Consider the following 14549-nt stretch of genomic DNA (forward strand, 5'->3'; position numbering starts at 1 on the left):
ACGTCGCGAGTGGGAAGCCCGCACCGATCACGCGGTGCGGGCTTCGAGCAGCACGCCGGAAGGGGACGGGGAGCGACTCGGACCCGTCTTCACTGCCGCACGTGCGTCACTTGTGCGTCACTTACTGAATCATGTTCGCCATGGTGGTCACCCGGACGACTTCCGGGCAACGCATTTATCGCCGGGACGGCCCGAGGGGTCAGCGGACCCGGATGACGACGGTGCCCGCGGCCTTGTCGTGCAGACCCCTGCCGTCGGCGTCCCACACCACGGCGGGGATGATGGGGAAGATCAACACCGTCCGCAGCGCGGCGCGCGGCACACCGACCGTCCCCGCGCCGTCCAGCCGGGCGACCCGCAGCCCGAACAGCGCGTGACCAGGGGTGAAGCCGAAGAAACCGACCGCGATGACGGTGATGGAGAACCAGGCCAGCAGGCTCCAGTTCTGCGGCAGGTCGGGCATCGTGAACAGGCCCGCCACGCCACCCGAGAGCGCGAAGTCCACCAGGATGGCGATCGCGCGGCGGCCCGTGGACGCGACCGAGCCCGGACCGGACTGGGGCAGGCCGAGGCGTTCACCACGCCACCGCTGCCCGGTACCGTCACCGGAGTCGGCGCCGGGTTCCAGCGCCGAGCGAGGTCCTGACAGCCACGAACCGGTCCACTTGCTCACCCCACCAGAGTAAGGCCGTGCTCAGCGGGTGAGGAGCGGCGGTCGGGTTGCCCGACCTGGGAGGCCCGTTAACACTGGCGAAACACGCGGGTGACGGCTGGGCAACACCACGGTCTTAGTTTCGCCACGATGGCAGGCCGCACCACGCAGCGGCGTACAACCACGCCCCCACCGCAGTGAAGGAGTCGACGAGGGTGTTCAAGAATCCCGACGAGGTCCTGAAGTACATCTCCGACGAGGGCGTGAAGTTCGTCGACGTCCGCTTCAGCGACCTGCCCGGCGTGATGCAGCACTTCACGCTCCCCGCCGCCGCGTTCGACGCCGACGCCATCGCCGAGGGCCTCGCGTTCGACGGCTCGTCGGTCCGGGGCTTCCAGTCGATCCACGAGTCGGACATGCTGCTGCTGCCCGACCTGTACACCGCGCGCCTCGACCCGTTCCGGATCGAGAAGACGCTGATCGTCAACTTCTTCGTGCACGACCCGTTCACGCGTGAGGCGTACAGCCGCGACCCGCGCAACATCGCGCGCAAGGCCGAGCAGTACATCACCGAGTCGGGCATCGCGGACACCGCGTACTTCGGCGCCGAGGCGGAGTTCTACATCTTCGACTCGATCCGCTTCGACACGACCGCGAACGCGTCGTTCCACGAGATCGACTCGATCTCCGGCGCCTGGAACACGGGCCGTGAGGAAGAGGGCGGCAACCGCGGCTACAAGGTCAAGTACAAGGGCGGGTACTTCCCCGTCTCGCCGACCGACCACTACGCGGACCTGCGCGACAAGATGGTCCTCAACATGCAGGCCCAGGGCTTCTCGGTCGAGCGCGCGCACCACGAGGTGGGCACCGCCGGCCAGTCCGAGATCAACTACAAGTTCAACACGCTGCTGCACGCCGCGGACGACTTGATGCTGTTCAAGTACATCATCAAGAACACCGCGTGGCAGGCCGGCAAGACCGTGACGTTCATGCCGAAGCCGCTGTTCGGCGACAACGGCTCGGGCATGCACACCCACCAGTCGCTGTGGAAGGACGGCCAGCCGCTGTTCCACGACGAGTCCGGCTACGCGGGCCTGTCGGACACGGCGCGCCACTACATCGGCGGCATCCTGCACCACGCGCCGTCGCTGCTGGCGTTCACCAACCCGACGGTGAACTCCTACCACCGCCTGGTGCCGGGCTACGAGGCCCCGGTGTCGCTGGTCTACTCCCAGCGCAACCGGTCGGCGTGCGTGCGCATCCCGATCACCGGCAACAACCCCAAGGCCAAGCGCATCGAGTTCCGCTGCCCCGACTCGTCGGGCAACCCGTACCTGGCGTTCTCGGCCATGGTGATGGCCGGCCTGGACGGCGTGAAGAACAAGATCGAGCCGCCGGCCCCGATCGACAAGGACCTCTACGAGCTGCCGCCCGAGGAGGCCCGCGACGTCAAGCAGGTGCCGGCGTCCCTGGACGCGGTGCTGGACAGCCTCGAGGCGGACCACGAGTTCCTGCTCGAGGGCGGCGTCTTCACGCCGGACGTCATCGACACCTGGATCTCGTTCAAGCGGGAGCAGGAGATCGACCCGCTGCGCCTGCGCCCGAACCCCTACGAGTTCGCGCTGTACTACGACGTGTGATCGGCGCGGGGCTCTGACCAGCCGTTCCACGGTCTGAAGCCCCACTCGCACCTCCACAGGCCGAAGGCCGGGTGACTGCCACAGTCACCCGGCCTTCGGCCTTTCCGCACCACGACCCGGCGCGTGGTCAGGTCGGTGACGGGGTGGACTCGCGGAGGCGGGTGTCGAGCAGGTGGCCGGACTCGCGGTCGCGGTACTGGACGCGCAGGTACTTGATCTGGGTGGCCGGGATGACGACGCGGGCCCAGCGTTCGCCGATGACGTCCTCGACGTGGGCCTCGTCGCCGTCCAGCGGTTTGCCCAGGTAGGTCATGGAGACGCCTTCCAGGACGATCTCGCGCTCCTCCGGCACGCCCGACGCGGTGTGGGAGCGGAGGAAGCCGAAGAACGACGTGCCGTCCACCAGGTGCACGTGCACCCACGGCACGCTGCCCGGCGGGCGGTCGCGGCGGAAGACCTGGTGCCATGCGGTCTGCTGCTGCACGGACGTGATCTCGCTCCGGCGACGGGCCAGCAGCAGGTCGAGGAGGGCGGCCAGGGCGCAGGCCAGCACCAGTTCGGCCACCACGGAGACGACAACGAGGACCAGGTGCGCCCGCACGTACGCCGCACCACCGCTGACCAGGCGATCCAGCCCGACGACGACGTCCACGCCGAACAACGCCCGCACCGCGGCGCCCACTGCGATGAGCAGCGCGCACGCGGTCAGCGTGAACGCGAGGCTGCCGAGCGCGACCCGGGACGCCTCGCGGAACGGTGACTCCTTGAAGCCCGCACGCCTGCGTTCCCGCAGCAGCTCGAACACGATGCCGGGCGCGACCAGCGCGAGGAACGACGCCACCGCGCCCAGGGTCTGCGGCACCACTACCGGGTGTCCCCGCGCACCGGCGGCGGATCGCCCGGTTCGGAGTCGAGGTAGGTGAACGGCCCCGTCGTGTCCAGCGGGTCGTCGGCCACCTTGTACGGCCCGCCGACCGGCGTGCCGAAGTCCACGTCGGACGGCGGCAGCAACGGCGGATCATCGTCGCCCCGCGTCGTCGTGCCGTCGACCAGTCGTGGCGCGGCGTCGTCCTCGATGGCGTCGATCTCCTCGATCAGGACCCGTTCGGCGTCGGTCCCGCGATCGTCTCCCATGGCGCGGCCTCCCTCTACATCGGAAGTCGCGCAGCGTACCTAGGGCGTTACTCCACGCTCGCCCCGACCACCGCGGTCCACGCCGACGAGCCGGCGCACCACGGCCAAGCCCTCCGGTGTGCCCGGCCAGTGCTCGGCCACCACCTCGGGCCCGGCGGAGCGGATCACCGAGCGCAGCACCCAGCTCACCACGATCGCGTCGTCCGCGTACCCCAGCACGGGGATGAAGTCCGGCACCAGGTCGAACGGCAGGGCCAGGTACCCGAGCAGCAGCCACAGCCGCACGCGTGCCGACCGCGGCACGCGGGGATCGCGGGCCAGGCGGGTCACCAACCGCAGCACGTCCGGCAGCAGGCGCAGGATCAACCGCAGCGCCACGCCCCGCGGTCGGACCAGGAACAGGCCCAGGAGCAGCGCCAGCCACAGGCCCAGGAGCCCGAGGGCGACACCGAGGAAGACGTCCACCTACCGGGGGATCGGGATCCCGGTCACGGTCACCGCACCGCCGGTCGGCGCGAGTTGGCCGATGATCCCCGCGAACGTCAGCGAGAACGACGTGCTGTCGGCGCCGGCCTTCCGGTCCAGTTCCACGTACCCGGTGATGCCGGAGTTCTTGGCGATCGACGCCGGCCACCGGCTGGCGGACGGGGACGCCGCGTAGTCGCGCTGCGCGTCGTCGACCGCCGAGACGGACGCGACGGGCAGGTCCATCTTCGCGTTGCTGGCGTTTATGGCGGTGACGAACACCTTGAGGCGGCCACCCACGTTCTCCACCTTGGTGATCTCCACGGTGAGCAGGCCGCGCGCCTGCTTCCACGACCCCGTGGTCACCTTGGCGTCCGCGCTGGGCGGCGCCTCTTCCTCGGCCGAGGTGCCCACCGCGCCGTCCAGGCTGCCGGCGGTGTCGTCCGAGGTCGGCGTGGAAGTGGAGGTGGGCGTGGTCGAAGAAGTGTCGCGCAGGGTGACGCTCAACGCGCCGACGCCGACCGTGCCGGCGGTGACCGCCTGGATCACGCCGAGCAGGACCAGCACGCCGAGCATGACCAGGCTGATCTTCAGAGCAGCGCTGCTCTTCTTGCGATGGGTCTCGTCGTCCATGACGTCCTTCGTCCGGGCGCACGCGTGCGAACGTGAATCTCCCCCAGGAGTGTCGCTAGTCTCGACATAAGGAACACCAATAGTCAATGCGTGGCGACCCTAGATCGACGGTGCGTAGTCCCCGATCAACACGCCGTCCACACCAGGGCTGCTCCTCCCCCGATCGAGGAGGGCGGTTAAGGTCGCGCCGTGTCTGATGACGTCGCAACCCCCGCCCAGGTGCTGTCCACCAACATCTTCGACTCCGCCGCCGAGGCGATCGAGGCGATCGGCGCCGCCGACGTGCTCGGTCTCGGTGTCCGGGTGTCGAACCGCCTCGTCCAGGACGAGGAGTCCGACGACACGCTCGTCGAGGAGTGGATCGTCGAACTGCTCACCACGGTCCCGACCGTCGACGAGGAGTAGGCAGCCGGAGGGCCCTCGCCCTCGACGGGGGCCCTTCACCACAGGTCACACGGTGAGCACGACCTTGCCCCGCACGTGCTTGCCCTCCAGCAGCCGGTGCGCCTCGGCGGCCTGCGCCAGCGGGAACGTCTGCTGCACCTCCACCTTCAACGCGCCCGAGCCCGCGTGCCCGGCCAGCCAGTCCAGGTCCTCCCGCACGGGCTTCGCGTACGCGTACCGGCCGCCCAGCTCCAGCACGTTCGTGTCCACAATGGACACGATCCGGGCCGGGTCGCGCACCAGCGCGGGCGAGTCGTTGAGCGCCGCGCCGCCGACGCAGTCGAACGCCACGTCGACCAGCCCGTCCCCGCCGACGAGTTCGGCCACGTTGTCCACCAGCGCGTCCCCGTAGGCCACCGGGTCCACGCCGAGCGACCGCAGGAACCCGTGGTTGCGCGTCGACGCCGTGCCGATCACCCGTGACGCGCCGAGGATCCGCGCCACCTGCACGGCCAGGTGACCGACACCGCCCGCGGCGGCGTGCACGAGCACCGTGTCGCCGGACGACACCCCGACCTTGCGCAACGACTGCAACGCCGTCAGCCCGGTCAGCGCGAGCCCGCCCGCCTCCTCGAACGACAGCGACGCCGGCTTGTGCGCCAACCCGCGCTCGGTGGCCGCGATCAGCTCCGCGTACGCGCCGTGCTGCACGTGGTCCTTGCGCTGGTAGCCGAACACCTCGTCGCCGACGGCGAACCCGTCCACAGCGGGCCCGACCGCACGCACCACCCCGGCCACGTCCCAGCCCGGGACCAGCGGGAAGTGGTGCGGCATCGAACCCGCCGCGTACCCCATGCGCACCAGCCGGTCGACCGGGTTCACCCCGGCGGCACGCACCTCGACCAGCACCTGGTCCAGCGCGATCGGCGGGTCCGGCAGCTCCCGCACCACGAGGACTTCGGCGTCTCCGAATTCGGTCTGCGCGATCGCTTTCACGAACCCCAGTGTTCAGGACCCGTAGAAGATGCGCTCGATCACGGCCCGCGCCCGCCGCGTCGTGCGCCGGTACGAGTCGAGGAACCCGCCCGGGTCGCCCGCGTGCCCCATCGCCGACGCCACCGCGGCCAGGTCGCGCCCGGCCGTCGGCAGCTGGTCGCCCGCCTTGCCCCGCACCAGCACGACGGCGTTGCGCGCCTCGGTCGCCATCACCCAGGCGTCCATCAGGGCCGACGCGTCGTCCGCGGACATCAGTCCCGCCTCGGTGGCCGCACGCAGCCCGCGCACGGTCGACGGCGTGCGCAGGCCGGGCACCTCGCACGCGTGCTGCAGCTGCAGGAGCTGCACGGTCCACTCGACGTCGGCGAGCCCGCCCCGGCCGAGCTTGGTGTGGGTGGACGGGTCGGCGCCGCGCGGCAGCCGTTCGGCTTCGACGCGCGCCTTGATGCGCCGGATCTCGCGCACGGCGCCGGCGTCCAGGCCGTGCTCGGGGTAGCGGACCGGGTCGATCATCTCGATGAACCGCGCGCCGAGGTCCGCGTCGCCGCCGATGAACCGCGCCCGCAGCAACGCCTGCGCCTCCCACAGCTCGGCCCACTGCGCGTAGTAGGCCCGGTAGGAGTCGAGCGTGCGGACCAGCGGCCCCTGCCTGCCCTCCGGCCGCAGGTCGGTGTCCACCTGCAACGGCGGGTCCTGGCTGGGCGCGCTGAGCAGCCGCCGCACCTGCTCCACCACCGACGACGCGTACCGGGCGGCGTCCGCGTCGGTCACGCCGGACGCGGGCTCGCACACGAACATCACGTCGGCGTCCGAGCCGTACCCCAGCTCACGCCCGCCGAGCCGGCCCATGCCGATGACCGCGATCGACGCCAACGGCTCACCGGCCGACCGCACCACCGCGTCCAACGCCGCCTGCAGCACCGCCACCCACACCTCGGACAGCGACACGCACACCGTCCGCAGCGGCACCAGCCCGAGCAGGTCCGCCGACGCCACCCGCAGCAGCTCCTGGCGGCGCAGCGACCGGGCGGCGGTGACCGCGCGGTCCAGGTCGCGGTACCGGGACACGGCGCTGCGCAGCGGGTTGCCGATGGTCATCGGGTCGCGGCCGACGAGCGCGTCGGTGTCGGCCAGCAGCGGCAGCACCTCGGGCGCGCGCACCAGCAGGTCCGGCACGAACTTCGACGTGCCCAGCAGCGCGGCCAGCCGGTCGACCACCGTGCCCTCGTCCCGCAGCAGCCGCAGGTACCAGGGCGTCTCGGCCAACGCCTCCGACACCTTCCGGTACGCCAGCAGCCCGCGGTCCGGGTCCGGTGTGGTCGCGAACAGGTCCAGCAGCACGGGCAGCAGCGCCGTCTGGATCCGCGCCCGCCGGGAAACGCCCCTGGTCAGCGCCTCGATGTGCTTCAACGCGCCGTCCGGCGCCGCATAGCCTAAAGCGGCGAGTCGCGCCGCGGCCTGGGACGTGGTCAACCGCAGCCCTTCGGTCGGCACCTTCGCGACGGCCTCCAGCAGCGGCCGGTAGAACAGCTTCTCGTGCAGCCGGCGCACCTGGTTGGCGCGCTTGCGGAACTCGGCGAGCAGCACCTGGCTCTCCGACAGCCCGCCCTCGGCCTGCAACCCGGACGCGCGCGCCAGCCAGCGCAGCGCGGTCACGTCGTCGTCGGCCGGGAACAGGTGCGTGCGCAGCAGCCGCTGGAGCTGCAACCGGTGCTCCAACGTGCGCAGGAACCGGTAGGCGCGGCCGAAGTCGGCGGCGTCCGCGCGGCCGACGTACCCACCGCGCCCCAACGCCGTCAACGCCTGGGTGGTCGTGGTGATGCGCAGCTCCTCGTCACCGCGACCGTGCACGAGTTGCAGCAGCTGCACGGCGAACTCGACGTCGCGCAGCCCGCCGCGGCCCAGCTTCAGCTCCCGGTCGGTCAGGCCCACCGGCACGTGGTCCTCGACGCGGCGGCGCATGGCCTGCACGTCGGGCACGAAGTTCTCCCGTTCGGCGGCCGTCCACACCAGGGGCCGCACCACGTCCATGTACCGCCGGCCCAGCTCCTCGTCACCGGCGACCGGCCTGGCCTTGAGCAGCGCCTGGAACTCCCACGTCCGCGCCCACCGCTGGTAGTACGTGGCGTGGCCGTCCAGCGTGCGCACCAACGCGCCCGCCTTGCCCTCCGGCCGCAGCGCCGCGTCCACCTCGAAGCACGCCTGGCCCGCGACCTGCATCACCGCGCCGGCCAGCCGGGTCGCCACGGCCAGGTCGCCCTCGCCGACGAACACCACGTCGACGTCGCTGACGTAGTTCAGCTCCCGCGCGCCGCACTTGCCCATCGCGATCACCGCGAGCCGGCACTCGTCCGACCGCGGCACCTGCCGCCCGGCGACGCCCAGCGCCGCCCGCAACGCGGCCACGGCCAGCTCCGACAGCAGGTCGGCGACCTCGTCGTAGTTGACGTACGGCTGGTCGGGCTCGACCACGTGCGCCAGGTCGTCGGCGGCGATCCGGCACAGCAGCGCCCGGTACTCCACGCGCAGCGCCCGCACCGCGTCCGCCCCGGTCAGCCCGTCGACCGCGGCGACGAGAGCGGGCGCGAACGACTCGGCGGCCACCGGCTCGGCGTCGACCAGGCCGTGCCAGCGGTCGGGGTTCGCGACCAGGAAGTCCGACAGCGCGGTCGACGAGCCGAGCACCGCCAGCAGCCGACCGCGCAACGCCTCGCCGTCCCGCAGCGCCCGGTCCAGCTCGGGCCACCGGTCGCCGAGCGCGACGCGCAGCCGGTCGACCCCGCGCAACGCCAGGTCCGGGTCGGGGCTTCGGGACAACGCGACGAGGACCGGCTCGTGGCCCTCGGTCGGCCGCCGCCCTTCCCACCACCCGGCGGCCCGCAGGTGCTCACCGCCGCGCGCCTCGGTCAGGCCGAACCGGGCGGGAGACGTGGGGTGACGGGCTGGATCGGTCATCGACGAACACCGTAGCCCGCCTGCATGCCCGGAGAAGCGTTCAGCCCAGCACGATCAAGTAGATGCCGAACAACACTACGGTCACGCACGCCAGCAGGCACGCGCCCGCCGCGACCGTCGGCAACGCCGTCGATGCCTGCCGCTCCCGTGCCGCCTCACGGGCCGACAGCGCGCGCAGCCCGCCGGAGAACAGCACGACCAGCCCCAGCACCACCGCGAGGCTCACCCCGAACACGGCGCCCAACGCCGCCCAGTCGATCTTCACGCTGCCACCTTGTGCGTCTCGGCCTGCGCCGCGATCTCGTCCACCACGTGCTCGGGCCGCACCGGCTCACGCCGCGACAGCACCCAGATCACCGCGGACACGCCGATGCCGACCACCGCCACGGCCACCACGCCCGCCGTGCCCAGCGACGCGACCTTGCCCGCGAGCGCGCCGACCAGGCCCGCCGCCGGCAGCGTCAGCCCCCAGGCCGCCGCCATCCGACCCGCGACGCCCCACCGCACGCCGTCCCGCTGCCGGCCGAGACCGGAGCCCATGATGCCGCCGGACGCGACGTGCGTCGTGGACAGCGCGAACCCCAGGTGCGAGGACGCCATGATCACTGTCGCCGCGCTGGTCTGCGCGGCGAAGCCCTGCGGCGCCTCGATCGTGGTCAGGCCCGAGCCGAGGGTCTTCGTGATCCGCCAACCGCCCAGGTAGGTGCCGAGCGCGATGGCGATCGCCGCGCTCAGGATCACCCAGAGGGGCGGTTCCGAACCCGGCGCGAGCGTCCCGGCGGTGATCAGCGTGAGCGTGATGATGCCCATCGTCTTCTGCGCGTCGTTCGTGCCGTGGGCCAGCGACATGAGCGCGGCGGACGCGATCTGGCCCGCCTTGAAACCCTTGTCCGTCACGGACTTCCGGGCCCGCTTGGTCAGCCGGTAGGTCAGGTAGGTGGCCAGCAGCGCCACGATGCCCGCCACCAGCGGCGCGGCGATCGCGGGCGCGACGACCTTGTCCACGACCTTCGCGAAGTGCACCGCGTCCGCGCCCGCCGCGACCCAGGCCGCCCCGATCAGGCCGCCGAACAGGGCGTGCGACGAGCTCGACGGCAGCCCGACGTACCAGGTCACCAGGTTCCACATGATCGCGCCGATCAGCCCGCCGAACACGATCGCGGGCGTGATTCTCGCGTCGTCGACGATCCCGCCGGAGATGGTCTTGGCCACCTCGACCGACAGCAACGCTCCCACCAGGTTCAACACCGCGGAGAACGCGACGGCCGTGCGTGGCCGTAGGGCGCCGGTGGCGATGGAGGTCGCCATCGAGTTCGCGGTGTCGTGGAAGCCGTTGGTGAAGTCGAAGACCAGAGCCGTGATGACCACGATGATGACGAGGAGCGAGGCATCCACGCTGATTCCTCCAACTGAATCGACACAGTCGAAGGTAAACGCTACCCGTCTGGCCGATGAACACTCACGACGACAAGGTGAACGCTACCTGTCCGAACGATGAACGCTCACATCGGCGGAGGTTCATCACACCAGCGGCAGGCTCCGGTGGATCGTCAGCTCACCGGTCGCCAGGCGCACGAATCGTTCGGCAAAGGGCTGCCACACCTCCCGGATGTCCTCGTGACCTGCCGCGAGGCGCTCCGGGTCGAGCACGCCCGGACGCACGTTCGCCACCACGTCGGGGTACCCCGCGGCCCAACCCAGAACCATGTCCGGCGTGGTCTCGATGTGGAACTGCACCCCGTAGGCGCGGTCACCCACCCGGAACGCCTGGTTCGCGCACTTCGGCGAGGACGCGAGCAGCAACGCCGTCGGCGGCAGAAGCCCGACCTCGTCCTCGTGGAACTGCAGCACGTCCGGCGTCCACGGCAGCTCGCCGAACAACGGGTCACCGCTCGCCGCGTCCCGCTTGGCCACCAGCTGCACACCGATCTCGGGCCCCTGCGGGCTGCGCCGCACCTGCCCGCCGGTGGCCGCGGCCAACAGTTGCGCGCCGAGGCAGACCGCGAGCAGCGGCACCCGCTTCGACACCGCGTGGGACAGCAGCTTGCGCACGTCCGCGAGCCACGGGTGCGTTACGTCGTCCAACGCGCCCATCGCGCCACCCAGGCACACCACGCCCTGGTAGCCATCGAGCGTGTCCGGCACCGGTTCCTCGTACGGTTTCACCACGTCCAGCACCGCCCCGGCGGTGGTCAACCACTCGCCGAGGCGGGCGGGCGGGTCGTCACGGTCGGGTTGCAGCACGAGCAGGCGGGTCACCCTTTCGAGGGTAGATCAGCAGTCGCAGGCGATTCCGTGCAGGCTCGTGCCACCGCCCTCCACCGCGTCACCCTCCACCGGGTAGCCCGCGGCGTGCCAGGTCCGGATGCCGCCGGCGAGCCGCTTCACCTTGAACCCGAGCCGCGACAGCGCGAGCGCGCCCTTGGTGGCGGCGTTGCACTCGAAGCTCTCGCAGTAGCAGACGTAGACGAGGCCGCGGTCCCAGCCGGCGGTCGTGGTCTCGTCCGCGTCCCGGTACGGGAGGTTGATCGCACCGGGGATGCGGATCCGCGCGAACGCCTCGGGGCTGCGCGTCTCGACGAGCTGGAAGCCCTCGGTGGCACCGGCGGTCAAGTCGCGGACCACGTCGTCCGGGTCGGCCTCGAAGGCCAGCTCCGCGGCGAAGAACGCGGCGGCGGCAGCGGGGTCGGCGGCGGGGAAGCGGAGCGTGTTGGTCATGGGTAAATGGTGGCTGACCAGCGTGTTCTTCCCCATGCACATCTCCAGGCGTTGCGCCGGTTCCGCTTACGATTCCACGGTGGAACTGGACGATCTGGATTGGAAGTTGTTGGACCTGCTCCAGCGGGACGGTCGGATGACGTTCACCGAGCTGGCCAAGCGGGTGTCCCTGTCCGCGCCCGCGACGACCGAGCGCGTGCGGCGGCTGGAGCAGGCCGGGATCGTCACCGGGTACGTGGCGGTGGTCGACCCTCAGCGGCTCGGGCTGCCGATCGAGGCCATCGTCCGGGTGCGGGTGCGCAGCCTGGACACGCCCCGGTTCCGGGAACGGGTGGTGACGCTGGCGCAGGTGCGCGACGCCGACCACGTGACCGGGGACGACTGCTGGCTGCTGCGCGTGGTGTGCCGGTCGATGGTCGAGCTGGAGGAGTTCGTGGAGCAGGCCCAGCGGTACGGCGACACGACCACGTCCCTGGTGTTCTCCTCCCACGCCCGCAACCGGCCCGTGACGCGCGACGTCCTGGAGGGTATCGTTTCTCGATAACATCGATAAACGATATGCGGGGGGCATGTCATGTCGAAGGCGAACCCGTTGGAGCCGTTGACCGGTCTGGCATCGACCGTGTTGGCGATGAGCGTGATCGTGTTCGGGGCGGGCACCGCGATCCGGCTCACGTTCGGCTTGTTCGACCCGGTGTGCTTCACCGCCAAGTACTGGCCGCACGACACCGTGGCCCGTGACCTGGCCGCGAACGTGCGGGTGGACGACGTCGACCGGGTCAGGCTGTGCGTCGACGACCCGGCGCCGTGGCACCACGTGCTCGACCTCCTGTCCGACGCACCGGTGCCGCTCGGGCAGATCGCCGCGTTGCTGCTGCTCGTGCTGCTGCTGCGGAACGCCGCCCGGCACGGCATCTACACGCCCGGCACGGCGGCCGACGTGCGCCGCTTCGGCCACTACCTGCTGTGGGTGCTGCCGACGGCGGCCATGGTCGAGTCCATCGGGCGGACCACGCTGGTGCACACCGCCGTCACGTTCGACGCCGGTTTCCTGGCGTTCTTCGGCGAGTGGGAGACGCCGTGGTGGGCGGTCATCACGGGCATCGCGCTGCTGTCGCTGGCGAAGATCGTGCGGACCGGCGCGGAGATGCGCGCGGACCTCGAAGGGACGGTGTGACGGTGGCGCGCGACCCGTTGCAGCCGTTGACCGGGATCGTCCGGCTCCTGTGGTCGGTGACCACCGTCCTGTCCCTGACCGCGATCACGTTGGTGACGGTGGCCTCGTACGGCACGTCCGTGTGCTTCACCTCGCAGGTGGGCACGGAGCTGATCCGCACCGTTCCGCACGGCGAGGTCGGGTACGTGAGCGCGGGGTCGTTGCGCGTCTGCCTGAGCGAGCCGAGCGGGTGGGAGCGCGTGCTCTACCTGGTCGACGTCGCGTTGCCGATGGTGAGCTACGCCGTGCTGTTCCTGCTGCTCATGGGCCTGCTCGAACGAGGCGCCGTCGAGGGCGTCCACACCGTCGCCACCGCGGACCGGCTGCGCCGCCTCGGGTGGTTCACGCTCGTCGCCGTGCCGGTCGCGACCCTGGGCGAAGCCGCCGCCCGGATCCTGGTGCTGGCGGAAGTCCGGCCCGAGACCGACCTGACGTCGCTGACCGCCGAGTGGGACGTCCCGTGGTGGGCGGTGGTCAGCGGGTTGGGGTTGCTGGCGCTTGGCAAGATCATGCGCACGAGCGCGGAGATGCGCGCGGACCTGGAGGGAACCGTGTGAGCATCCAGGTGCACCTCGACCGGCTGCTGGCCGAGCGCGGGATGACCTTGACCGAGTTGGCGGACCGCGTCGGCGTGACCGTGGTCAACCTGTCGATCCTCAAGAACGGCCGGGCCAGGGCGATCCGGTTCAGCACGCTGACCGCCCTGTGCGAGGCGTTGGACTGCCAGCCGGGCGACCTGCTCAGCCACCGGCCGGGGTGAACACGAACTCCGCCGAGTCGACCACCGGCCGGAACCCGATCCGCTGGTAGATCGAGTTCGACGTCGGGTTCGCCAGGTCGGTGTAGAGGACGACGTGCTCGGCGCCGTTCTCCCGTGCCCACGACGCGCAGGCCGCGGTGACCGCCGCGCCGTAGCCGTGCCTGCGGTGCTCGGGTGGGGTGTAGACCGGGCCGATGCGGGACATGCCGGACGCCGGCGCGTTCGCCGCCGCCCACGCCACCGGGGTGTCGCCGACGTACCAGATCAGGTGACCGTGCCCGGCGGCCAAGCCGACGCGCAGCATCAGCCGGGAGCGGTCTTCGCTCTTCTCATCACGGGCCTGCGCGGTCGCTTCGACGGCGAACCTCAAGTGCCAGTGGCTGAGCAGGTCGAGGTCGTCCATGGTCGCCAAGCGCGCGGTGCCGGGAACGTCGGGGGTGACGAGCTCGCCCAGCTCGTACAGGCGCAACGCCATGTGCTCCCGCGCGTTGCAGCCCGTGCGGGCCGCCCACGCGACGACGAACGCCTCCACCGACTCACGCGGTCCGTTGACGCCGGGGAGTTCCACGTCGCCCGCCAACGCGTCCGCGACGGTCTCCGCCCACTGCGGCGCGACACCGCTCAGGGTCAGCGGCCACGGTGGTGTGCGCAGTGCCGCGGCCACCAGGACGCCGTCCTCGGAGACGCTGACCAGCAGCGGTGGTTCGTCCTCCGGGTCGGCGTGGTTGAGCCTGCGGTCGACCGCCGCGATCGGGATCGTGTGGAACACCGGGTCGGCGTTGAAGAAGTCCCCGGTCAACGCCCAGAACTCCGCCAGGTCGTCGTGTCTCGTCACCTCGGCCACGATCGGACCGTAACGCAAAAAGCCCTCAGGGGCACTCGAGTAACGAGTGCCCCTGAGGGAAAGAATTGTTCGGCGGCGTCCTACTCTCCCACACCCTCACGAGTGCAGTACCATCGGCGCTGGAAGGCTTAACTACCGGGTTCGGAATGGGA

General features: G+C 71.0%; 18 protein-coding genes and 1 rRNA gene. 6 read left to right on the forward strand and 13 right to left on the reverse strand.

The annotated features are described in order from the left end of the window. Positions 1-199 precede the first annotated feature (199 nt). Positions 200-673: an RDD family protein gene (locus tag ADK67_RS16995; protein ID WP_053717407.1), complete on the reverse strand. Its 474-nt coding sequence runs from the start codon at positions 671-673 to the stop codon at positions 200-202. A 194-nt stretch (positions 674-867) separates the two neighbouring features. Here ADK67_RS16995 and glnA point away from each other — a divergent pair, with 194 nt between their 5' ends. After that, on the forward strand, positions 868-2292 hold the full coding sequence (gene glnA, locus ADK67_RS17000) for a type I glutamate--ammonia ligase (RefSeq protein ID WP_053717408.1): 1425 nt from the start codon (positions 868-870) through the stop codon (positions 2290-2292). A gap of 127 nt (positions 2293-2419) precedes the next feature. On the opposite strand, the gene ADK67_RS17005 is transcribed toward glnA, so the two are convergent. The 4 genes from ADK67_RS17005 to ADK67_RS17020 are packed head-to-tail and all read right to left on the reverse strand — an operon-like array spanning position 2420 to position 4524. Then, positions 2420-3154 carry a DUF6338 family protein gene (locus ADK67_RS17005; RefSeq protein ID WP_157620475.1) on the reverse strand — a complete coding sequence of 245 codons (735 nt, stop codon included), beginning with the start codon at positions 3152-3154 and terminating at the stop codon, positions 2420-2422. A 2-nt stretch (positions 3155-3156) separates the two neighbouring features. Next, positions 3157-3426 (reverse strand): hypothetical protein, encoded by a 270-nt coding sequence (locus ADK67_RS17010; RefSeq protein WP_053717410.1) that lies wholly within the window; start codon positions 3424-3426, stop codon positions 3157-3159. A 39-nt stretch (positions 3427-3465) separates the two neighbouring features. Next, positions 3466-3891: a YkvA family protein gene (locus ADK67_RS17015; protein ID WP_053717411.1), complete on the reverse strand. Its 426-nt coding sequence runs from the start codon at positions 3889-3891 to the stop codon at positions 3466-3468. After that, positions 3892-4524, reverse strand: coding sequence for a hypothetical protein (locus tag ADK67_RS17020; RefSeq protein ID WP_053717412.1), 633 nt, complete (start codon positions 4522-4524; stop codon positions 3892-3894). It lies immediately after the preceding gene. A 189-nt stretch (positions 4525-4713) separates the two neighbouring features. Here ADK67_RS17020 and ADK67_RS17025 point away from each other — a divergent pair, with 189 nt between their 5' ends. Then, on the forward strand, positions 4714-4929 hold the full coding sequence (locus ADK67_RS17025) for a hypothetical protein (RefSeq protein WP_053717413.1): 216 nt from the start codon (positions 4714-4716) through the stop codon (positions 4927-4929). Between the two features lie 45 nt (positions 4930-4974). Here the strand turns inward: ADK67_RS17025 and ADK67_RS17030 are convergent, their stop codons facing one another. The 6 genes from ADK67_RS17030 to ADK67_RS17055 form a co-directional block, all read right to left on the reverse strand. Continuing rightward, positions 4975-5904 (reverse strand): NADP-dependent oxidoreductase, encoded by a 930-nt coding sequence (locus tag ADK67_RS17030; RefSeq protein ID WP_053717414.1) that lies wholly within the window; start codon positions 5902-5904, stop codon positions 4975-4977. 12 nt (positions 5905-5916) lie between these two features. After that, positions 5917-8859 carry a bifunctional [glutamine synthetase] adenylyltransferase/[glutamine synthetase]-adenylyl-L-tyrosine phosphorylase gene (locus ADK67_RS17035; protein ID WP_053717415.1) on the reverse strand — a complete coding sequence of 981 codons (2943 nt, stop codon included), beginning with the start codon at positions 8857-8859 and terminating at the stop codon, positions 5917-5919. A gap of 40 nt (positions 8860-8899) precedes the next feature. Further along, positions 8900-9124: a hypothetical protein gene (locus ADK67_RS17040; RefSeq protein ID WP_053717416.1), complete on the reverse strand. Its 225-nt coding sequence runs from the start codon at positions 9122-9124 to the stop codon at positions 8900-8902. Further along, positions 9121-10254, reverse strand: a complete 1134-nt coding sequence (locus ADK67_RS17045; RefSeq protein WP_053717417.1) for an inorganic phosphate transporter — start codon at positions 10252-10254, stop codon at positions 9121-9123. Before ADK67_RS17045 ends, ADK67_RS17040 begins: the two co-directional genes overlap by 4 nt. Positions 10255-10380: 126 nt before the next feature. Then, on the reverse strand, positions 10381-11118 hold the full coding sequence (locus tag ADK67_RS17050; protein WP_053717418.1) for a type 1 glutamine amidotransferase: 738 nt from the start codon (positions 11116-11118) through the stop codon (positions 10381-10383). A 15-nt stretch (positions 11119-11133) separates the two neighbouring features. Next, positions 11134-11577 (reverse strand): rhodanese-like domain-containing protein, encoded by a 444-nt coding sequence (locus ADK67_RS17055; protein ID WP_053717419.1) that lies wholly within the window; start codon positions 11575-11577, stop codon positions 11134-11136. 79 nt (positions 11578-11656) lie between these two features. Between ADK67_RS17055 and ADK67_RS17060 the strand changes: the two genes are divergently transcribed. From ADK67_RS17060 to ADK67_RS17075, 4 genes are read left to right on the forward strand one after another with little or no spacing between them, the layout of a single operon-like run. Next, complete coding sequence (locus tag ADK67_RS17060) at positions 11657-12121, forward strand: Lrp/AsnC family transcriptional regulator (protein WP_053717420.1); 465 nt, start codon at positions 11657-11659, stop codon at positions 12119-12121. A gap of 30 nt (positions 12122-12151) precedes the next feature. Next, the gene (locus tag ADK67_RS17065; protein ID WP_053717421.1) at positions 12152-12754 is read left to right on the forward strand and encodes a hypothetical protein; all 603 of its coding nucleotides are present in this window, start codon (positions 12152-12154) and stop codon (positions 12752-12754) included. 2 nt (positions 12755-12756) lie between these two features. Beyond that, positions 12757-13350, forward strand: a complete 594-nt coding sequence (locus tag ADK67_RS17070) for a DUF2975 domain-containing protein (protein ID WP_157620477.1) — start codon at positions 12757-12759, stop codon at positions 13348-13350. After that, complete coding sequence (locus tag ADK67_RS17075; RefSeq protein WP_053717423.1) at positions 13347-13553, forward strand: helix-turn-helix domain-containing protein; 207 nt, start codon at positions 13347-13349, stop codon at positions 13551-13553. The genes ADK67_RS17070 and ADK67_RS17075 overlap by 4 nt, the downstream gene beginning before the upstream one ends. Here ADK67_RS17075 and ADK67_RS17080 read toward each other — a convergent pair. Continuing rightward, positions 13534-14388, reverse strand: a complete 855-nt coding sequence (locus ADK67_RS17080; protein WP_157620479.1) for a GNAT family N-acetyltransferase — start codon at positions 14386-14388, stop codon at positions 13534-13536. The two genes, ADK67_RS17075 and ADK67_RS17080, sit on opposite strands and share 20 nt — an antisense overlap. 76 nt (positions 14389-14464) lie before the next feature. Continuing rightward, positions 14465-14549, reverse strand: a 5S ribosomal RNA gene (gene rrf / locus ADK67_RS17085); the annotation flags it as partial.

This window comes from Saccharothrix sp. NRRL B-16348 (assembly GCF_001280085.1).
Classification (GTDB): domain Bacteria; phylum Actinomycetota; class Actinomycetes; order Mycobacteriales; family Pseudonocardiaceae; genus Actinosynnema.